We start from the raw sequence: 20,503 nt of genomic DNA on the forward strand, positions 1-20,503 counted from the left end.
CTCATTCTTATCATGCTTATTTTATGCGCGCTCATCGCAAGCCACTTTTATCTTTCCTGAATGTAGCACGCTGATTTTACTCCCACTTTCGTGCTGTCCCGTCTATAGTATTTTCATAGGGTTCACTTTTAATAATCATAATTACCCCACCAGAGTGTGATATGCGTAAATCTGTTGTGTTGTTACTGGGAACGTTTGGGCTTTTTTCTGGCTTTACACATGCGGATGATGGCGATGATGACGCCATTAGCGCCAAAGAGGTCAAAACGCTGTTTTTTGGCCATGACGATCGCACGCGAGTTCCCGATCCTACTCAGGCCCCCTGGGATGCTATCGGGCAACTGGAAACCGCCAGCGGTAATCTCTGCACCGCCACCCTGATCACTCCTCAACTTGCGCTGACGGCGGGTCATTGCCTGTTAACGCCGCCAGGCGGCAAACCGGACAAAGCCGTCGCGTTGCGATTTGTGTCGCAAAAAGGCCTGTGGCGCTATGAGATCCACGGCATTGAAGGCCGGGTTGACCCTTCTCTGGGGAAACGTTTAAAACCGGATGGTGATGGCTGGATTGTTCCCCCGGCGGCGGCATCCTGGGATTTCGGCCTGATTGTTTTGCGTTATCCACCGTCCGGCATTACGCCGCTGCCGTTATTTGACGGCGATAAAGCTGCACTGACCGCCGCGCTAAAAGCGGCCGATCGAAAAGTGACGCAGTCTGGCTATCCGGTCGATCATCTGGATTCGCTTTATACGCACACGGACTGCATTGTCACGGGCTGGGCACAAAATAGTGTGTTGTCGCACCAGTGCGATACCTTACCCGGCGATAGCGGCTCACCATTGATGTTAAAAACAGAAAATGGCTGGCAACTGATTGGCGTACAAAGCTCCGCTCCGGCGGCTAAAGACAGGTGGCGTGCCGATAACCGGGCGTTGTCCGTAACCGGTTTTCGCGACAAGCTGGAAGCACTGGCACAACAATGATCGCTGACGCAACGCCATCATCGCCTCAATGGGCACCGGCTGGCTGAATACAGGCAGCGGATTTCGCTGCCTGTAAATAATGGCGGCGCTTAGATCAGGCCAGTTTTATCATGATCATACCGGCCAGCAGCAGTACCAGCCCTACCCAACCCTTATGATTTAAACGCTGACCGAAAAGTATCCAGCCTGCTGCGAGGGTGGCGGCGATACCGAACCCGCCCCACAGCGCATACGCGACGGAAAGATCAATGCCTTTCACCGCCTGTGACAAAGCGCTGAACGCCCCAAGTACGGCGGCAATCGACATTAATCCGTAGAATTTACGACGAAAACCATCGGAGAACTTCAGAAAGACGTTAGCCACGATTTCCAGCACAATAGCCAACGCCAGCCAGGCTCCGTGGAACCATTCAAACTGCTGCATGGCGCTGCTCCTTCTGCTGTTTTGCCGGCTTGCGTGTACCCGATTTAATCAGCACGATACCTGCCACCAGCGTCGTTAATCCGGCGATTTTCATTGTCGATAACGTCTCATCAAATAGCATGACGCTGAACAACGTAATCAACAAAATACCGATACCTTCCCACAGGGCGTAGGCTACACCCAGCGCGATCTTTTTCACCGCAAAGGAGAGGAAAATATAGGAAAGTGAAATCATCACCAGCATTAAAATAAAACCCGTATGACCATCACTGACGCTTGCCCATTTCATAGACAACGTGCCGGTAATTTCAGCGACGATAGCCAGAGCTAATAAAATCCAGTAAAACATGTTTTTCTCCTGCTTGAGAATATAATCCATCAAGGCTCGCCGTAGACAGCAAACCCAAAAATATGAAATTAAATCAGGTAGCTAAGCGCATAGCGCCAGCTCAGGCAGAAGATGTGACTATAGCGCGGTGCGCCAGTGTTGCTCACCAGAAAGAAGGCAGAAAGAGGTGGAATATACAGCGGTGTTGTTTGAAAAATACGTCCTGAACAAATTGTCCATAAAATTACAATTATCCGCGGTGTTGCTTCTCGTCTTTGCGGATGAAAATTGTCCTCAGTAGTTGAACACGCCTGATTTGTATCATAAGCCAGGTTTTTACTCAAAGTCTTTTCAATTCTTTACCCACTCTGTTTGACTTTGGTTAGTTTATTGCGAAGGCTTTCGCATCTATTATAAATAAAAATATTATTCAGGAATTTCCATGGCTAAACCCATCATTACCCTGAACGGGCTTAAGATTGTCATTATGCTGGGCATGCTGGTGGTCATTTTGACCGGCGTCCGCTTTGCGGCCGACATTATTGTGCCCTTTATCCTGGCGCTGTTTATCGCCGTGATCCTTAACCCTCTGGTGCAGCGCATGGTGCGGCTGCGCGTGCCGCGCGTACTGGCGATATCAGTGCTTATCAGCGTCATAATTATCGCGATGGTACTGCTGGTGGCCTACCTGGGCACGTCCCTGAACGAGCTGGCGCGCACCCTGCCCAAGTACCGTTCATCGCTGGCGATCCCTCTGTTGCAAATTGAACCCTGGCTGCAGCGGGCAGGCATTGAGGTGTCCGTTGATGAGATGCTGAAATATATCGACCCAAACGCTGCAATGACGATCGTTACCAGTCTGCTGGCACAGCTGTCCAATGCCATGACCTCCATTTTCCTGCTGTTTTTGACGGTCGTGTTTATGCTGCTGGAAGTGCCACAACTGCCCGCGAAGCTGCAGCAGATCATGGTTCGCCCGGTGGAAGGAATGGGAGCGATTCAGCGCGCACTGGACAGCGTCTCGCGCTATCTGGTGTTAAAAACCGCCATTAGCCTGGTGACGGGGATAGTCGTCTGGGGCATGCTTGTCGCACTGGATGTCCGGTTTGCGTTCGTCTGGGGATTGCTCGCCTTCGCACTCAACTATATTCCCAATATTGGCTCCGTACTGGCCGCGATCCCGCCGATCCTTCAGGTACTGGTTTTCAGCGGATTTTACGATGCCCTCGTTCTGCTGGCGGGCTATCTGATCATTAACCTTGTGTTCGGGAACATTCTGGAGCCGCGCATGATGGGCCGCGGGCTGGGGCTTTCCACCCTTGTGGTATTCTTGTCCCTGATTTTCTGGGGCTGGCTGCTTGGCCCGGTCGGCATGCTGCTTTCTGTCCCGCTGACCATCATTGCAAAAATTGGCCTTGAGCAAACGGCAGGCGGGCAAAGTATCGCTGTCTTATTGAGCGATATGGATCACCACTAGCGCTCCATCACCAGCATGGGTTTGCCGATCCTGCCAGCTTCACGATACGCACTCAGCGCCCTCTGCCATTCCGTCAGAGGGTACAGCGCGACATCGCTGTACTGGCTGGCACGCAGCTTAGGCCAGATACGATGAAACTCCGCCTGCCACGCCTCCACGCTTAGCGCGTCAAGATAGTTGCGTATATGAAACCACTCCACGCGTGGCAACGCCCGCTGCTGCCGGAACGTCTGTCCGGAGAGCAAGCCGTAGCAGACAAAAATGCCCTGTTCCGGCATTACGCTCAGGATCGTTTCCGCCAGTTTGCCGCCTGTGGCGTCGTACACCACATCAGCTCGCGCGGCGATGTCCCGTACTCCTGCCGTATCATGTTGTGCAATCGGGATAATGCCCATGGCACTCAGCCGTTCAGCATGGACGGATGAACGATGAATACCATATACCGCCGCGGCCCCCGCCAGGCGTGCCCACTGTCCGAGTAAAATGGCACAGTCAGATCCGGCGGCCGTGAGCAGCACGCGTTTTCCCTGCGGCGAATAGCGGGCCAGCATCATCTGCGCAGCCAGCGGGTTGATATAGGCCCGTGCGGCAAGGTGCGGGTCGATATCCTCCGGGACGGGGACCGCATACTCTGCCGGGCAATCCACATAGCGCTGCCAGGTTCCCTGCCCCCGTAGCGGCAAAACGCGTGTACCCGGCAGGTGCGCGAACGCTGCAGGGGCATCGGTCACAATGCCAACCCCTTCATAGCCTGCTATTGCCGGTAGCGGCGTCCGGTGACGATACGCGCCGGTAATGGGAATAAGGTCGGATGCATTGACCGGAGAAAAGAGCATGCGCACGCGGAGGTTCCCCGTCTGGCGCGCATCAGGCGTGGAGATTTCAGGCTGCAAAACGGTTTCGGGCTCGCCAAAACGGCGATACCAGAGGGCGAGATTATTCATTGCGATCGCGCCAGCCCATTTCGGGCGCAACATGCTTCAGAATGGATTCAATAACATGCACGTTGTAATCGACACCCAGCTGATTCGGGACGGTCAGCAATAACGTATCCGCTTCGGCAATGGCTTCGTCCTGTTTCAGTTGTTCGATCAGCTTGTCGGGTTCTGCAGCATAGCTGCGTCCGAAAATCGCGCGCGTCTTCTCATCAAGGAAACCGACGCTGTCACTGTCGTCCCGGCCAGAGCCGAAATACATCCGATCGCGATCGTTCATCAGGGCAAAAATGCTGCGGCTGACGGAGACGCGTGGTTGACGCGAATGCCCGGCTTCCGCCCAGGCCTGCCGATACGCGCGGATCTGTTTTGCCTGCTGAATATGGAAAGGTTCGCCGGTTTCATCGTCTTTCAGCGTTGAGCTTTGCAGGTTCATGCCCAGCGTTGCGGCCCAGACGGCCGTCGCGTTCGATCCCGCTCCCCACCAGATACGATCGCGCAGGCCTTCAGAGTGTGGCTCCAGACGCAGCAGCCCCGGCGGGTTCGGGAACATGGGTTGTGGATTGGGTTTGGCAAAGCCTTCACCGCGCAGTACCTCCAGCAGCACCTCAGTATGGCGGCGCGCCATATCTGATTCGCTTTCACCTTCCTGCGGTACATAACCGAAGTGACGCCAGCCATCGATCACCTGCTCCGGTGAGCCACGGCTGATACCCAGTTGCAGACGTCCCCCGGCGATCAAATCCGCTGCACCCGCCTCTTCCGCCATGTACATCGGATTTTCATAACGCATATCAATAACGCCCGTACCAATTTCGATACGTTTGGTTTTTGCGCCTGCCGCGGCCAGCAGCGGAAACGGCGAGCTGAGCTGACGGGCAAAGTGGTGCACACGAAAATACGCGCCGTCTGCACCCAACTCTTCGGCAGCCACAGCCAGATCGATGGATTGCAGCAGCGTATCGGCAGCCGAGCGGGTGGCAGACTGCGCCGACGGCGTCCAGTGGCCAAATGACAAAAATCCGATCTTTTTCATAATCATTTATCCTGATTCTGCTTCGGGTTCCCTCACTTTACGCATTACCTGAGGAGAATAAATGCCCTTTATTTCACTGATTGCATCAAATAAATTGACTGAAATACGCGGCCTGCACCCCGGACGCAAATCAGGCGGCTCCGGTCACCAGCCCGAGATACGCTTTTACCGCTTCACCCGGTTCCTGTTCCCGACTGATCAGCACCAGGTTAGCGGTTAAGTCTGGCTCGTTCAGAGGACGATAGACCAGGCCCGGAATATGTACCTGCTGTAAAGGTGCAGGAACCAATGCCAGCCCCAACCCGGTGGCAGCCATAGCCAGAATGCTCAGCGTGCTGCCGGAACGATACGCGACCTGACACGCTTCCCCAAGCCTGCGGGTCAGCATAATAAACAGATGTTCATGGGCGTCGTGAGCGTCATAAAGAATAAGCGGATGCCCGGCGAGCATGTCGATCGTTAAGGATGCCTGCTGTGTGAGAGGATGATCCTCCGTCATTGCCACAAGGATTTCCCAGTCTCCGATGCGCCTGACGGCAATATCCGGAGCCGAAACGTTGCTATGCGCTGGCGTATAGCCGATGTCCAGATGCCCGCCACGGATCGCCTCGACCTGCTCCTGCGGGCCGACTTCCTGAATCATCAGTTCTGCATCTGGAAAGCGCCGGTGAAAAAGACGCAGGTCGGCCACCAGTTTTCCGCTAAAGATGGCATTCCCGGCAAATCCAACCCTCACCCGCCCCGTTTCCCCGCGCATGGCGCGTTCTACGGTGAGACGGGTGTGCTCTGCCTGCTCAAGCGTTCGTCGGGCTTCGGTCTGCAGGAGGACGCCAGCATCAGTCAATTCAACCCGGCGACTGGTACGCACAAACAGCGCCCCGCCCAGTTCAGCCTCAAGCGCTTTGATTTGCATACTGAGCGCAGGCTGAACGATGTTAAGTCTCTCCGCTGCGCGGCCAAAGTGCCCCTCTTCGGCGACGGCTAAAAAATAACGCAGGTGGCGCAGTTCCATACCTTACCCCGGTTATCATTAAAAATGATTGATCAGTAATATCTATATATTTCAGTTTATCCTGTTTTCGCGGCAAACTGAATTCAGTCAACCAACAGGAGCTATCACAATGCATAATCACGATGACGACCGACAGCAGCTTAACGATCTGATGAATGGCTGGATGCACCGCGATTTAGGTGAATGGGAACCGCTACGCAACCTTTTCCACCCAGACGGCACCATTGAAATCACGTGGTTTGAAGGGCTGGCGAGCGAGTTTGTCAATGGCTCAATGCGCATGGGGGCCTCGGATTTGCGCACCAAACACATGATCGGAACGCCCGCAGTGACGTTCAATGACAGCGGTAATAAGGCTATCCTCGAAACGAATGCCATCATCATCGCTGAGAACGTCAAACTGAATATTGGCTGTGAATGCCACAATCGTTTTTATGATCTGGCGGAAAAAAGAGAGGGTGTGTGGAAGCTGTTTCACCGCCAGAGTATTTACGATATGGGCACATTTACGTTCCCGTTCGGCCCGGTCGGGATTGACCAGCACATTGTTGCAAAATACCCGCGTGAATATGCAGCACTGGCTTATTTACTGGAACAGAGCGGATTTCCACTCGGGCGTGTATTTGCCACACGCGGCAGTGAGCTGGAAGCAAAAATGAAAGCCGGGGGCCGTCGCTGGTTGTCTGCCTGACGCTGGAGGAGCACGCCAGCCCTCTCCTTCTCCGCCGTTATGGGATATATTGTCACTTATCTTTTTATGACAGGTAATACCGACAATGGCTCTGATCCCCAAAAACTACGCGCGGCTTGAAAGTGGCTACCGTGAGAAAGCACTCAAAATCTATCCCTGGGTTTGTGGGCGCTGCTCACGGGAGTTTGTTTATTCAAATCTGCGTGAGTTAACCGTTCATCATATCGACCACGATCATACCAATAACCCCGAAGATGGCAGTAACTGGGAATTATTGTGTCTGTATTGCCACGATCACGAACATTCAAAGTACACCGAAGCCGATCAGTACGGCACCACCGTTGTGGCGGGAGAAGACGCGCAAAAAGAGGTGGGTGCCGCCACGTATAATCCTTTTGCTGATCTGAAGGCGATGATTGGTAAGAAGAAATAATGCAGCCATGACGCGGGTGGCAGCAAGTAACGCCTTGAACTTTCACAAATATACATTTATTTACATTTAACTTACAGAATTACCTGCATGCGATAAAGCAAATAATTATCATTGCCATTCTTATTTGAATGATTTGCATAAAACAACAACGACTGGCAGGTAAAATCATGCTTCTTAATGGCAGGGGTAACCACGGGAAAACGCCCGCACGGGCGATGTATAAACCGTTTTCTTTTTCACTTCTTGCGCTGGCGATGCAGGCCGTGATGCATCCGGCGCAGGCGGCTGAGAACAAAAACGAACAAGAGATGGTGGTCTACGGCGAGGCAAATGCGAGCGCCGATCAGCAACAGGATTACGCGGTGAAAACCACGCGTGCCGGAACGAAAATGCTGCTGGCACCGCGCGATGTCCCACAGTCCGTTAGCGTGGTGACGCGCCAGCGTATTCAGGACCAGAATCTGCAAACCGTCGACGAGGTGCTGACGAATACTACCGGCATTTCGTCGCAGCACTTCGACAGTGAGCGCTCAAGCTATTTTTCTCGCGGCTTTGAAATTACGAATTTCGCCTACGATGAGATCCCGACGTCAATGGGTGACGCATGGAACTTCGGAGATGCGGAGGAAGATACGGCAATTTACGAACGCATCGAAGTGGTGCGCGGCGCAACCGGCCTGATGACGGGTGCAGGCGATCCGGGCGCAACGGTGAATATGGTGCGCAAACGCGCCGGGAGTAAAACCTTCACCGGCAACGTCAGCGCAAGCTACGGTAGCTGGAATAAACAGCGTTACGTGGGCGACGTCTCTGCGCCGCTGAATACCGACGGCAGCCTTCGCGGACGCGTGGTTGCGGGTTATCAGGATCAGGACAGCTGGCTGGATCGGTACGGTAAGCGCAAGAAGTTTCTCTATGGCGTCGTTGAAGCCGACCTTACTGATCACACAACCGCCTCGCTGGGCTGGGATTATCAGCAAACGAATACCGCTAACCCGACCTGGGGCGGTTTACCCAGCCTGTACAGCAATGGCTCTCGCACCCATTACGATCGCAACGTCAATACCTCGGCGAACTGGACCGGGTATACCGTCGAGTCGCGTAAAGTGTTCGCTAACCTCACCCACAACTGGGATAACGGCTGGTCATTCCGTTTCAACGGGACCCACGGTGAACAGACCTTTAACGACACGCTGCTTTATATTATGGGCAACCCGGACGCCAGCACCGGCGAAGGGGCATCCGGCTGGGGGAGTAAGGATCGCGGCAAGCGCACCGTGGACTCTTTCGACACTTACGCCAGCGGTCCTTTCGCACTGCTCGGCCGTCAGCATCAGTTGATGGCGGGTGCCAGCTACAGCCGCCAGCATAACGCCACATTCAGTAAAGACGGACCGATGGATAGTGACCAGATCGGTATCTTTAACAATAACTGGAACGGTCGCGTTGCTGAACCTGAGTGGGGCGACTGGTATCTGAACTCAGATGATATCGTGCGGCAAAAATCGGCATACACGGCGGCACGCTTCTCACTGGCTGATCCCCTGTCGCTGATTGTTGGTGCACGCTATACCCAGTACAGTTCTGACGGTAGCAGCGGCGATATGCGTAAATACAACACCACACCTTATGGCGGCCTGGTGTATGACATTAACGACAGCCTTTCCGCTTACGCCAGCTATACCTCGATTTTCGCCCCGCAAACCAAACGCACTAAAGACGGTGCATGGCTGTCGCCAGTAACCGGGAAAAACTATGAAACTGGTCTGAAAGCTGACTGGATGGATGGTCGCCTGACGACTAACGTTGCTCTTTTCCGCATTGAACAGGAGAACGCGGCGGAGGCCATCAGCGGTGAATTCGTCAACGGTTCCAGCGAACAGGCGTACCGTGCCACAAAAGGTGCGGTGAGCAAAGGCGCGGAATTTGAAGTGAACGGTGCCGTCACCGATAACCTGCAGTTGACTTTCAGCGCCACCAGATACGTTGCCCGTGATTCGGATGGCCGCTTCAACAGCTTCGCCCCGCAGACACAGCTGAAGCTATTCAGCCGCTATCGTGTGCCGGTGCTTCCTGACCTCACCGTAGGCGGTGGCGTTAACTGGCAGAACCGGGTGTATACAGATGTCACCGGCCCGGATGGAGAGACCCAACGCCTGTATCAGGGAAGCTACCCGTTGGTTGATCTGTTCGCACAATATCAGCTGACTAAACAGCTGGCGGTGCAGGCTAACGTCAGAAACCTGTTCGATCGGGAATACTACTCTTATCTTGATGACTCCGCAGTTTATGGCGAACCGCGTAGCGTCTCGGTGAGCATGAGCTACGCCTTCTGACCGAATCGTCTCACGTTGACGCCCTGTGCCACAGGGCGTCGCGACATCCCTGGGCACAAAGCCAGCGACATCGTCATCCTCTACCTCACGACCAACAACTCCTCATATCTCGTCGTATACGCCGGTGACAGCATTTCGCGCTTCATCGCCCAGGGTTTCTCAATCCCCTGCCCGGCAAACCACACCTTCCCTCTCCCGGAGTGATTCAGGCTGTCGATCATCTCCATCAAAGCTGCACTGTTTGCGCGCGGACGACTGTCATCAAACAAGTTGAGCTGTGCAACGCCACTGCTGAAAAAATCCGCCAGCATCACCCCTGCCTTCATATAGCGATACCCGTCAACCCATATACGCTCCAGAGCGCTGGTCGCGGCCCGCACAATGTCGCGCGTATCATTTGACGGCGTCATCAGGATCGCCGAGGCCTGGTTGCCGTAATACACTTCATTGTCTGCGTGCGGGCTGGTGCGCAGAAACACGCTAATAAGACGACAATACTGGCGCTCACCTCGCAGCTTTTCCGCCGCGCGTTCAGCGTAAGCGCAAATGGCCTGATGCATCTCAACGTATTCCGTAATGCGGTATCCAAAAGAGCGGCTACAGACAATCTGCTGTTTGGTCGGACTAAACTCTTCCAGCTCAAGACAGCGTTCACCGCGAAGCTCGCGCGCCGTGCGCTCCAGAACGACATTAAAATGCTTTCGGATCACCCACAACGAGCTTTTTGCCAGGTCCAGCGCGGTGATTATTCCCATAGCGTTAAGTTTTTTCGTGATGCGTCGCCCGACGCCCCACACCTCTTCCACCGGAACAATCGCCAGCAATTTTCGCTGCCGCTCGCGATCCGAGAGATCAACCACCCCGCCGGTGCCTCGCCATTTTTTTGCCGCATGGTTAGCCAGTTTTGCCAGCGTCTTCGTTGGCGCAATCCCCACGCCAACGTGTAGTCCGGTGTTTTTAAACACCTGATTACGCATTTGCTGGCCAAACGCTTGCAGCGGCATACAGTTATTGATGCCGGAGACATTCACAAACGCCTCATCGATGGAGTAGATCTCTATCGCCGGGGCGAGATCGGTCAACGTCTGCATCACGCGGCTGCTGAGATCGGCATACAGCGCATAGTTTGAACTAAAGACGTACACCCGCGAAGGATAGTCCTTCTCCTTGAATTTAAAGTACGGTTCACCCATTTTTATGCCGAACTGCTTTGCCTCCTTCGAAAGTGAAATAATGCAGCCGTCGTTATTGGACACCACGACGATGGGCTTTCCTTTCAGATCGGGGCGAAACACCGTCTCACAGGAGGCGTAGAAACTATTGACATCAACCAGCGCGAACATGTTTATGCGTTTTGAGCGTATGGGTGACGACACCGAAGATCTGCAACTCTTCTTCGGACTGAAACGTAATAGGCTGATAGCGGGCATTGTGCGGAACCAGCCTCAGCACCGGACGGGTTTGTAGCTCTTTCACCGTAAATTCTCCGGCCACGGCTGCCACAACGATATCGCCATGCCCGGCGTCCAGTGACCGATCGACCACCAGCAGATCGCCGTCGCCAATCCCTGCCCCGATCATGGAATCCCCGCTGACCTTCACAAAGTACGTCGCGCTGGGATGCCTTACCGCCAGCCGGTTAAGATCGAGACGATCTTCAATATAATCCTGCGCCGGGCTTGGAAAGCCACAGGCAACGCGCTCGACAAACAGCGGTAATTCAACGTATTGCCGGGGATGATAAGAAAAGAGAGTGCTCATAAATGCCTTTCCTGCTTTGTACTGTATATAAATACAGTATTACGGATTACTGGCAGGGATCAAGGCACTTTCCGGACTTACAACGCAAACGTATTGAACTCTGAGGAGATTTAATTCAGGCATCTGACCCGGCACACCATGCCGGGTCAGGTATGGTCAGCAGGTTAACGCTTTATCCTTCGCAAGCAAGAAAGGCCGTAAATAGGCGACCGTACTGGATAGCGGAATGACGTCGTCACTCAGTTTAACGTTAAGCACGTCAACGATATACCGCTTACGGGTTTCGATGCGCGCCCAAAGTTCAGGCCAGGCACGCTGGATCTCAGCCTGAAGTTCACGATCCGCCAGGGCAATACTCTCCTCAGCGCTGGTGCCCGTATATCCCTTCACGGACGGAATAATATCGATCTGCAGGATCATGCCGCTTTTTAGCGTTTGTGTAGAGTGTTTAAAAATGGGGGATGACATCCACTCTTCGTCGGCGCTGAGATGGCCCGGATTCAGATGCCAGCCGTATTTCTCTTTAGGAAGAACATTCTCAATAAGTGAATATATTTCGCCACCTTTCATGCCGATGTGGATATTTTCAAGCCACGTCACGATGGCAGCGAAATAAGGTTTTGCTACACGATTGAGATAATCTTTCTGCGTTGTCGGCAGCTCACTTTCGTCGGCAATGATGAACCCGGTACGGCTGGATAATCCGCCTTTAAAACCGGTAGTCATGGAAAGCGGTTGACCACGTTGCAATGGCTTGTATGTCGGATAAAGATTCGCTTTTTCAAAGCGTTGCCCGGCTGCCGCGATGGTCACGACCGTATTGTACTGGCCTTCCGCCGTAAGATAATGGCCTAACTCTGCCTCGCGAATACCTGGCTCAACGGCATTCATGGCGTTCAGCATGCAGGTCGAGGCGAGGTTTGCGCCATACTCGTAGTGAGCGATTTCGTTGGCGTTATTAGTGATACGCGCGCCGTTATCTCCGCCAATAAAAAGATGCGCGGCGTTTTCAATGACCGCACCGGCAGAAACGCTGTTTCTGATGGCATCAACAATAAAACAGGGTAAATCAAAGAACTGCTTATTATCTGCGTGGGTCGCGGTAAACATTTTCCAGCCTACTAACCCAATGCGCGCCAGGTTTTGCAGACCCAGTTCATGGAATAACGCTTCCAGTGGTTTTTCGTTATCCATTGGCTGATTGGGCAATGAGAAATAAGGGCTATGCTTCAGCGCCACCGGAATGCGCGAATGCGCCGCCATTTTGAGATTTTCATTGCCGAGAATAACGGCCGCCTCCCCGCTCTTCTTCAGAACCAGCAGTCCCTCTTCAAACCGAGGAATAAAACCGGTCAGATATTCGAAATTGCTGCCGTGCTCTTTGTCGGCATAAATAATCAGGGCGTCAAACCCTTCAGCCTTCATGCCTGTAAGAAGTTTGTCTTTACGTGTCTGAATGGTGGCATCCGAGAGCGGCACGGGCGGCACATCCGGAAATCCCTGTGGCGCGGGTATGGCCTGCAACTTCACTGTCTTAAAATCCATATTCTATCCTTCACGTTTGGATGGTAGCCGTCAGAACGACCAGATGGGGTATGCAGAAACACAAAGCCCGGATGCTCCCGTCGGGCTTTGCCCATGCAGTGGTTAATCTACCAGCGAATTCAGCGTAGCAAGCGCGTCAGGTGGCAACACCAGATCTGCCGCAGCCAGGTTTTGCCGCAGATGCGCCACGGATGATGTGCCAGGGATCAGCAGAATATTCGGCGAACGCTGCAGCAGCCATGCCAGCGCGACCTGCATTGCCGTTGCGCCCAGCGAGTCTGCAACCGCCTGCAGTCCGGAAGATTGTAGCGGTGTAAACCCGCCCAGCGGGAAGAACGGCACATACGCAATCCCCTGCTGCGCAAGCGAATCAACCAGCGCGTCATCGCCGCGATTCACAATGTTGTACATGTTCTGTACGCAAACAACGGACACGATCTTCTGCGCTTCCGCGACCTGAGCAGCGGTTACGTTGCTCAGCCCGATATGGCGGACCAGCCCCTGCTGCTGCAGCTCCGCGAGCGTCGTCAGCGGCTCTGCAATCGATCCTTCTGCCGGGCCGTGCGTACTAAACATGATCCGCAAATTAACCACGTCCAGCACATCCAGCGCCAGATTACGCAGGTTGTCATGCACCGCCTGCGTCAGCTCTTGCGGCGAAAAGGCGGGTAGCCAGGAAGCATCATCGCCACGCCGGGCACCAATCTTGGTCACAATAGTCAAATCGTCCCGATACGGATGAAGTGCCTCGCGAATAAGCTGATTGGTGACATGTGGGCCGTAAAAATCACTGGTATCAATGTGATTAACGCCCGACGCCACCGCCTCGCGGAGCACCGCCAGCGCCGCCTCTTTATCCTTCGGCGGGCCGAAAACCCCAGGCCCGGCAAGCTGCATCGCACCATAGCCGAGCCGCTTAACGGTACGGGTTCCTAAGGCATATGTTCCGCTTTTATCAGTGCTACTCATGTCGACCTTCCTCATAAAAATGATCCGGATTTACAACAGGTTCCGTGACGGAACCATTAGTTAAGCAATAGTTAAATTAAAGTTTAATTTCGCTACGACGATAGTAGTTGTGTAACCCCTGCCTCTATAACGGACGACCGCTATGCTGAAAAATCTGCACGTGATTACCGGTATTATCTTTGCTCTCACCATATTCTGTCTGCTGCAAGTTGTCACGGGAGGGTTGTTCTACTCCGCCGTTAACAACGATCGCCATAATTTCCAGAACTCCGGCGTTCTGAATGCCCAGCAGGAAAGCCTGAGCGACAGCGTCAATACGCTGGTCAAAACACGCGTCACCATCACACGCGTGGCGATCCGCTACCTGAAAAACCAGCGCGATCCTGCTTCCCTGGCCGCTATCAACACGCTGCTGGGTACGGCCAGTGAGTCCCTGACTAAAGCCGAAGCCTATAACAAAGACTGGCAGAAAATGCCGCAGGTTAACGGCCAAAACGCGGCATTAACCGAGGAGATGCAGAAATCCTGGAATCAGATGCATGAAGTGATGCGTCTGTCGATTGAGTATCTGCGTGCAGACAATTATCAGGCGTATGGCGACCTGGATGCCCAGCAGGCGCAGGATGATATGGAAGCGGTCTACAACCGCTGGCGCTCCGAAAACAACACGTTACTTAAAGCTGCCGCCGAAGAAAATCAGAGCAGCTTTACCCAGATGCAGTGGACGCTGGCAGCCATTTTCCTGGCCGTTATCGCCGTACTGGTGGTGATCTGGCAGGGTTTACAATATCTGCTGTTAAAACCGCTCAAAACCATTATGAACCACATCCGCACCATCGCGGGGGGCGATCTCACGCAAAATGTCGATATCTCTGGCCGCAATGAAATGGGCCAGCTGGCAGCCGGTCTGCATGAGATGCAGCTGTCACTGGTGAGTACGGTCAGCGCTGTGCGCGGTAGCACTGACGCCATCTACACTGGCGCAGGCGAAATTGCAGCCGGAAGCAATGACCTCTCCGCCCGTACCGAGCAGCAGGCCGCCTCGCTGGAGGAGACCGCCGCCAGCATGGAAGAGCTGACCGCAACGGTTAAGCAGAACTCCGATAACGCCCGACAGGCCACGCTGCTGGCAAAAAATGCCTCTGAAACCGCCGCGCGCGGTGGTCACGTGGTCGATAATGTTGTTCGCACTATGACCGAAATTGCCGACAGTTCACAGCAAATTGCGCATATTACCGGCGTGATTGACAGCATCGCGTTCCAGACCAACATCCTGGCGCTCAACGCGGCGGTGGAAGCAGCGCGTGCCGGGGAGCAAGGGCGCGGCTTTGCGGTCGTGGCAGGTGAAGTCCGTACTCTGGCCAGCCGCAGTGCGCAGGCCGCGAAAGAGATCAAAGGGCTTATCGAGAACTCCGTCAGCCGGGTAAGTACCGGTTCTGAGCAGGTGAGCGAGGCAGGAGCAACCATGAAGGAGATTGTTGCCGCCGTCACCCGCGTGACCGATATTATGGGCGAGATTTCCTCGGCGTCCGATGAACAGAGCCGGGGTATTGAACAGGTAAGCCTGGCCGTGTCGCAGATGGACAGCGTGACGCAGCAAAACGCCGCGCTGGTGCAACAATCCGCTACGGCCGCTGCCGCACTGGAAGATCAGTCCGAACAGCTGCGTCAGGCGGTGGCGGCATTCCGCCTGAACGTGCAGGAAAACGCCGCCCCGCGCCCGAAAAATACAAAAACACCGCAGCTGTTGCGCCCGGCCACGGTCAGTGCGTCAGGCGACAATAACTGGGAAACGTTCTAAACCGTGTCGTCAACGGCTGCGCTTGGCGTGCCGTTCCCAGTTCTCCTGTTTCGCTTCGTCGGATTTTCGCAGTGAAACATAGCAAGCCCCGCTGCCGCCGTGATGCGGCAGCGCCACACAGAACGCCTGCACTTCTTCGAACTCGGTTAACCAGCGTGCCAGATAGCTGCGCACGACATTAGGATGCGAATTCTGCTCGCGCCCTTTCCCGTGAATAATGATCAGGTTTCGTAACCCGTCACGACTGGCCTGACGGATAAAGGCGTACAGCATCTGGCGACAGCGTTCGGCGGGCTGTCGCAACAGGTTTAAGCTCGCCTGACGGGAATATTTACCGGAACGTAGCTTATCAATAACGCCCTGCTGAACGCCTTCGCGCTGGAACGCCAGCGGCTCTTCAAGCGGCAATAACTCCAGGAAACCCAGGGTCAGAAAGTTGTCGAGCTGTTCGGTATCGATGTCCTGGCGGGTCCGGGTATTACGACTTTGCTGCCAGTGGATATCCGTGCAACGTTTCAGGGGCTGGACATCTTCCATGGCGTCAAGAAAAAGTGATTTGTCGTCAGGGTTCATGGAAATCCTCCGGCTACATCTGAGCCTGTACTATACCTGCGGCAGCGATGGGCCTCAATAACGGGCTGGCGTCACACACAGTGAACAAATATTACGCTGATAAAAATAAAAGCGTGTGCCCGAAATTTAAACTGCCCTTAACTAAAATTTCAGCCGGGATAACATACAAAATTTAAGTTAAAATTTCGTGAAATCAATCACTCCAGTGACTTTCATTTTGACCGAAAACTGTTATAACTACATTAACCTGCCTAATGGATATAACACGTGGGCTCCGCGAAAGGACGCACTGCTGTGTGTACTATAGAGTCTGTCTGATGTCGGACAGACTCTGTTTTTTTATTCTTTAATTTTATTGTGAAATTAATTTTCGCGCTTCTCTTCTGAATTGCGTTATTAATGATTCAGCCAGTGGCGTCTGCCGGGAATCACGACGCTGAATTAAATAATAAGCTGCTTTAGGCAGCGATTCGACGACAGGGAGCATCACCAGACGGTGGGCCAGAAGCGGATCACAGCCAAGCTCCTGCGGCAGAATACTCAAGAAATCGCTTTGCGCAACCAGGCTTATACAGGAGGAGAAAGTTTCACAGACGATCCCAATTCGCGGTACTTGTGAAAGATGGCTAAACACATCTTCTAATTGCTTATAATAACTCCCCCGCGGCGTAGGCATGGTCCAGTTATAATGTAAAAGGTCATTAATGGATGTTGTTCCAATAGCCGGATGTCCCTCCCGACAAAATACCGCAAAGGGCTTTTCAAACAGTTTTTCAAAGGTAAATTCGTGATCGTAAGGTCCCTGATAATAGGTATTAATGGTGAAATCCAGCTCACCCTGACGTAATTCATTAATCATCGATACCAGTTGCCCTTCCATAATCCGCACGTTGACCTGCGGATGCTGAGCATGAAAGCGCGTAATCACCGCGGGCATTAACGTGCGCGAAACACTGGCTCCCATCCCGATATTGATTTGCCCGGCCAGTTGCCCCTGCTGCTGGCGGATATCATCCTGCGCGGCACGCAGCTCCTCCAGAATCAGCCTGGCGCGCTGATAAAACCCTTCACCGCATTCTGTCAATGCGACGCCCTTACTCCTGCGCACGAAAAGCTGTGCCGCCATTCCCTCTTCCAGCTCTTTGATCGATTTGGTCAATGCGGGTTGCGAGAGATTAAGCGTCCTGCTGGCACCGCGAATACTGCCCTGGCGAGCCACTTCCACAAAGGCGCGAATCTGATGAAATTTAATCTGAAATGACATAGCCCGACCGATAACCGTTGTTTATCAGAGTAAAGAAACTGTCATCTACTTTAATGGAAAGGGATGTGCGAGGGTAATTCCTGAACGGTTAAAACTGTGAAAAAACGGTTAGTGATAAGTAAAAACTATCACAGCGTGAAGCAGTTCACATATTTTAATGATGACAGGAAAAGATATGGATCAACTGGCGCACAACATCCAGACGTTAATGCCGCAACTCACCGCATGGCGTCGTGATTTTCACCATTTCGCTGAATCCGGTTGGGTGGAATTTCGCACGGCGGCAAAAGTCGCGGAGATTTTAGATAACCTGGGTTATGAACTGGCGATGGGCCGCGACGTGATTGACGCGGAAAGCCGGATGGGACTACCGGATGAGGCAACGCTGGCGCAGGAATTTGCCCGTGCCCGCGAACAAGGGGCACCGGAGAAGTGGCTTGCCCCGTTTGAAGGCGGTTTCACCGGTATCGTCGCAACCCTGAACACCGGCCGCCCTGGGCCGACGCTGGCTTTTCGCGTGGATATGGACGCGCTCGATTTGAGCGAAGCCCTTGACGATAGCCACCGCCCGTTCCGGGAGGGCTTTGCTTCGTGTCATCCGGGGATGATGCATGCCTGCGGCCACGATGGTCACACCACCATTGGTCTGGGTCTGGCACAGGTTCTTAAACAGAACGAAGCGCAGCTGAACGGCACGATCAGGCTGATCTTCCAGCCCGCCGAAGAAGGCACGCGCGGCGCGCGGGCGATGGTCGCAGCCGGGGCCCTGGACGGCGTGGACTACTTTACCGCTATTCATATCGGTACTGGCGTCCCTGCCGGAACGGTGATCTGCGGCAGCGATAACTTTATGGCCACCACCAAATTCGACGTGCGGTTTACGGGCGTGGCGGCACACGCAGGCGGCAAGCCGGAAGAGGGTCGTAACGCCCTGCTTGCGGCGGCGCAGGCCGCGCTTGCCCTGCACAGCATTGCCCCGCATAGCGAAGGCGCGTCCCGCGTCAACGTCGGCGTAATGCAGGCGGGCAGCGGGCGTAATGTCGTACCCGCAAACGCACTGCTTAAAGTTGAAACCCGCGGTGAAAGCGAAGCGATCAATCAGTACGTGTTCGAACGTGCGCAATCCGTGATTAACGGCGCAGCAGCACTCTATGGCGTCACAGCAGAGATGCGTCTGATGGGGGCGGCAACCTCCAGCGCGCCAACGCCGGCTTGGGTCGACTATCTGCGCGAACAGGCCGGTCAGGTTTCCGGCGTGACGCAGGCGATTGATAAGGTCAAAGCCCCGGCAGGCTCCGAAGATGCCACGCTGATGATGGCTCGCGTGCAGCAGAGCGGCGGAATGGCCTCCTATATGGTGTTTGGCACCGATTTGAGCGCCGGACATCACAACGAAAAATTCGATTTTGACGAGAACATCATGACCGTCGCAGTCGAAACGCTGGCGCGTACTGCGCTCAATTTTCCGTGGACGCGAGGTGTGTAATGCAGGAAAACTACGCTTTTATTGAAGATGCGATCGACACACGATGTCAAACGTTTACCGAGATTGCCGACGCGATCTGGGATCATCCTGAAACCCGTTTCGAAGAGTTCTGGTCAGCCGAGCGCCTCGCCAGCGCGCTGGAAGCTGAAGGGTTCACCCTCACGCGCGAAGCGGGCGGCATTCCAAATGCGTTTATTGCCAGCTTCGGCAGCGGGAAACCCGTTATCGCCCTGCTCGGTGAGTACGACGCGCTGGCCGGATTAAGCCAGCAGGCGCACTGCGCTACCGCGCAATCTTCCACGCCGGGCGCGAACGGTCACGGTTGCGGGCACAACCTGTTGGGTACAGCAGCCTTTGCGGGTGCCGTCGCGGTGAAAAGCTGGCTCGAACAACACGGCGGCAGCGGAACGGTGCGCTTTTACGGCTGTCCTGGTGAAGAAGGCGGCTCCGGGAAAACCTTCATGGTGCGCGAGGGGTTGTTCGACGACGTTGATGCCGCTGTTACCTGGCACCCGGAAGCCTTTGCCGGGATGTTTAACGTCAGTACGCTGGCCAATATTCAGGTCGCCTGGCGCTTTCATGGCATAGCGGCTCACGCGGCAAACTCCCCTCACCTGGGACGCAGCGCGCTGGATGCGGTCACGCTGATGACCACTGGCACCAATTTCCTCAACGAACATATTATCGAGAAAGCGCGCGTCCACTACGCCATTACCGATACTGGTGGGATTTCGCCAAACGTGGTGCAGGCCCAGGCCGAGGTGCTGTACCTGATCCGTGCCCCGGAGATGGCCGACGCGCAGCAAATCTATCAACGCATCGAGAAAATCGCCCAGGGTGCGGCGATGATGACCGAAACCACCGTCGAGTGCCGTTTTGATAAAGCCTGCTCCAGTTACCTGCCGAACCGCACGCTCGAAGCGGCAATGTACCGCGCGTTACAACACTACGGTACGCCGGACTGGACAGAAGAAGAACGCGCATTTGCCCGTGAGATCCGCGCCACGCTGACGCCCAACGACCTGCAAAACAGCCTCAAAAATATTGCCGCAACGGGTGGCGAAGCCGGTAAAGCGTTTGCCCGTCGTCAGCAGGAGACGCTGCTGGTGGATGAGGTTGCGCCTTATGCCATCACCGATAACGTGCTGGCAGGCTCAACCGATGTAGGCGATGTCAGCTGGAAGATGCCTGTGGCGCAGTGCTTCAGCCCCTGCTTTACCGTCGGCACGCCGCTGCATACCTGGCAGCTTGTTGCACAGGGGCGCACCGCCATCGCCCATAAAGGCATGCTGCTGGCGGGAAAAGTGTTGGGCGCTACCGCGCTTAATCTGCTGCAGGATGCAGAATTGCTAAACAAATGCCGGGAAGAATTCGAACAACACATCACAGAAAAACCGTACGTGTGTCCGATCCCACAGGGCGTGACACCGTCACCTTTAAAATAAAAAA

The 20,503-nt window shown here is 54.4% G+C and carries 19 protein-coding genes; 8 read left to right on the plus strand and 11 right to left on the minus strand.

Annotation, left to right across the window (positions count from 1 at the left end; all coding sequences use genetic code 11):
- Window positions 1-161 precede the first annotated feature (161 nt).
- Window positions 162-983, plus strand: a complete 822-nt coding sequence (locus ABGB15_RS11430; protein ID WP_215723256.1) for a serine protease — start codon at window positions 162-164, stop codon at window positions 981-983.
- A gap of 94 nt (window positions 984-1,077) precedes the next feature.
- Here the strand turns inward: ABGB15_RS11430 and mdtI are convergent, their stop codons facing one another.
- Window positions 1,078-1,407 carry a multidrug/spermidine efflux SMR transporter subunit MdtI gene (mdtI, locus tag ABGB15_RS11435; protein WP_152080970.1) on the minus strand — a complete coding sequence of 110 codons (330 nt, stop codon included), beginning with the start codon at window positions 1,405-1,407 and terminating at the stop codon, window positions 1,078-1,080.
- Complete coding sequence (mdtJ, locus tag ABGB15_RS11440; protein WP_152080969.1) at window positions 1,394-1,756, minus strand: multidrug/spermidine efflux SMR transporter subunit MdtJ; 363 nt, start codon at window positions 1,754-1,756, stop codon at window positions 1,394-1,396. Before mdtJ ends, mdtI begins: the two co-directional genes overlap by 14 nt.
- A gap of 421 nt (window positions 1,757-2,177) precedes the next feature.
- On the opposite strand from mdtJ, the gene ABGB15_RS11445 reads away from it, so the two are divergent.
- Entirely contained in the window at window positions 2,178-3,212 is a 1,035-nt protein-coding gene (locus tag ABGB15_RS11445; protein WP_215723255.1) for an AI-2E family transporter, read from the plus strand.
- Here the strand turns inward: ABGB15_RS11445 and ABGB15_RS11450 are convergent.
- The 3 genes from ABGB15_RS11450 to ABGB15_RS11460 all read right to left on the minus strand — a co-directional run bounded on the left by ABGB15_RS11450 (window position 3,209) and on the right by ABGB15_RS11460 (window position 6,195).
- Entirely contained in the window at window positions 3,209-4,156 is a 948-nt protein-coding gene (locus tag ABGB15_RS11450; RefSeq protein ID WP_215723254.1) for a zinc-dependent alcohol dehydrogenase family protein, read from the minus strand. The two genes, ABGB15_RS11445 and ABGB15_RS11450, sit on opposite strands and share 4 nt — an antisense overlap.
- Window positions 4,149-5,183 (minus strand): LLM class flavin-dependent oxidoreductase, encoded by a 1,035-nt coding sequence (locus ABGB15_RS11455; RefSeq protein ID WP_215723253.1) that lies wholly within the window; start codon window positions 5,181-5,183, stop codon window positions 4,149-4,151. The genes ABGB15_RS11450 and ABGB15_RS11455 overlap by 8 nt, the downstream gene beginning before the upstream one ends.
- A gap of 130 nt (window positions 5,184-5,313) precedes the next feature.
- On the minus strand, window positions 5,314-6,195 hold the full coding sequence (locus ABGB15_RS11460) for a LysR substrate-binding domain-containing protein (protein WP_215723252.1): 882 nt from the start codon (window positions 6,193-6,195) through the stop codon (window positions 5,314-5,316).
- Between the two features lie 109 nt (window positions 6,196-6,304).
- Here ABGB15_RS11460 and ABGB15_RS11465 point away from each other — a divergent pair, with 109 nt between their 5' ends.
- The 3 genes from ABGB15_RS11465 (at window position 6,305) to fhuE (ending at window position 9,655) form a co-directional block, all read left to right on the plus strand.
- A complete protein-coding gene (locus tag ABGB15_RS11465) occupies window positions 6,305-6,886 on the plus strand; it encodes a nuclear transport factor 2 family protein (protein WP_215723251.1) in 582 nt (193 codons plus the stop codon).
- 85 nt (window positions 6,887-6,971) lie between these two features.
- On the plus strand, window positions 6,972-7,319 hold the full coding sequence (gene yajD, locus ABGB15_RS11470) for an HNH nuclease YajD (protein ID WP_152080963.1): 348 nt from the start codon (window positions 6,972-6,974) through the stop codon (window positions 7,317-7,319).
- Between the two features lie 167 nt (window positions 7,320-7,486).
- The gene (fhuE, locus tag ABGB15_RS11475) at window positions 7,487-9,655 is read left to right on the plus strand and encodes a ferric-rhodotorulic acid/ferric-coprogen receptor FhuE (RefSeq protein ID WP_215723250.1); all 2,169 of its coding nucleotides are present in this window, start codon (window positions 7,487-7,489) and stop codon (window positions 9,653-9,655) included.
- Between the two features lie 80 nt (window positions 9,656-9,735).
- On the opposite strand, the gene umuC is transcribed toward fhuE, so the two are convergent.
- From umuC to ABGB15_RS11495, 4 genes are all read right to left on the minus strand, one after another.
- Window positions 9,736-10,998 (minus strand): translesion error-prone DNA polymerase V subunit UmuC, encoded by a 1,263-nt coding sequence (gene umuC / locus ABGB15_RS11480; RefSeq protein ID WP_215723249.1) that lies wholly within the window; start codon window positions 10,996-10,998, stop codon window positions 9,736-9,738.
- Window positions 10,982-11,416, minus strand: coding sequence for a translesion error-prone DNA polymerase V autoproteolytic subunit (gene umuD / locus ABGB15_RS11485; RefSeq protein ID WP_152080960.1), 435 nt, complete (start codon window positions 11,414-11,416; stop codon window positions 10,982-10,984). Before umuD ends, umuC begins: the two co-directional genes overlap by 17 nt.
- 156 nt (window positions 11,417-11,572) lie before the next feature.
- Window positions 11,573-12,961: a Xaa-Pro peptidase family protein gene (locus tag ABGB15_RS11490; protein WP_215723248.1), complete on the minus strand. Its 1,389-nt coding sequence runs from the start codon at window positions 12,959-12,961 to the stop codon at window positions 11,573-11,575.
- Between the two features lie 102 nt (window positions 12,962-13,063).
- Window positions 13,064-13,930, minus strand: a complete 867-nt coding sequence (locus ABGB15_RS11495; RefSeq protein ID WP_152080958.1) for an aldo/keto reductase family oxidoreductase — start codon at window positions 13,928-13,930, stop codon at window positions 13,064-13,066.
- A 142-nt stretch (window positions 13,931-14,072) separates the two neighbouring features.
- Here ABGB15_RS11495 and ABGB15_RS11500 point away from each other — a divergent pair, with 142 nt between their 5' ends.
- The gene (locus ABGB15_RS11500; protein ID WP_313327094.1) at window positions 14,073-15,731 is read left to right on the plus strand and encodes a methyl-accepting chemotaxis protein; all 1,659 of its coding nucleotides are present in this window, start codon (window positions 14,073-14,075) and stop codon (window positions 15,729-15,731) included.
- Between the two features lie 9 nt (window positions 15,732-15,740).
- Here ABGB15_RS11500 and smrA read toward each other — a convergent pair whose 3' ends face one another.
- Entirely contained in the window at window positions 15,741-16,304 is a 564-nt protein-coding gene (gene smrA, locus ABGB15_RS11505; protein WP_152080956.1) for a DNA endonuclease SmrA, read from the minus strand.
- A gap of 352 nt (window positions 16,305-16,656) precedes the next feature.
- On the minus strand, window positions 16,657-17,568 hold the full coding sequence (locus tag ABGB15_RS11510; RefSeq protein WP_152080955.1) for a LysR family transcriptional regulator: 912 nt from the start codon (window positions 17,566-17,568) through the stop codon (window positions 16,657-16,659).
- Window positions 17,569-17,743: 175 nt separating this feature from the next.
- Here ABGB15_RS11510 and ABGB15_RS11515 point away from each other — a divergent pair, with 175 nt between their 5' ends.
- Together ABGB15_RS11515 and ABGB15_RS11520 are read left to right on the plus strand one after the other, a co-directional pair.
- Window positions 17,744-19,054, plus strand: coding sequence for a M20 family metallo-hydrolase (locus ABGB15_RS11515; protein ID WP_152080954.1), 1,311 nt, complete (start codon window positions 17,744-17,746; stop codon window positions 19,052-19,054).
- Entirely contained in the window at window positions 19,054-20,499 is a 1,446-nt protein-coding gene (locus tag ABGB15_RS11520) for a M20 family metallopeptidase (protein WP_215723245.1), read from the plus strand. The genes ABGB15_RS11515 and ABGB15_RS11520 overlap by 1 nt, the downstream gene beginning before the upstream one ends.
- The last annotated feature ends 4 nt before the right edge of the window (window positions 20,500-20,503 follow it).

Origin of the sequence: Enterobacter sp. MALB-1, assembly GCF_041021625.1 — a bacterium.
Taxonomy (GTDB): Bacteria; Pseudomonadota; Gammaproteobacteria; order Enterobacterales; family Enterobacteriaceae; genus Enterobacter; species Enterobacter oligotrophicus.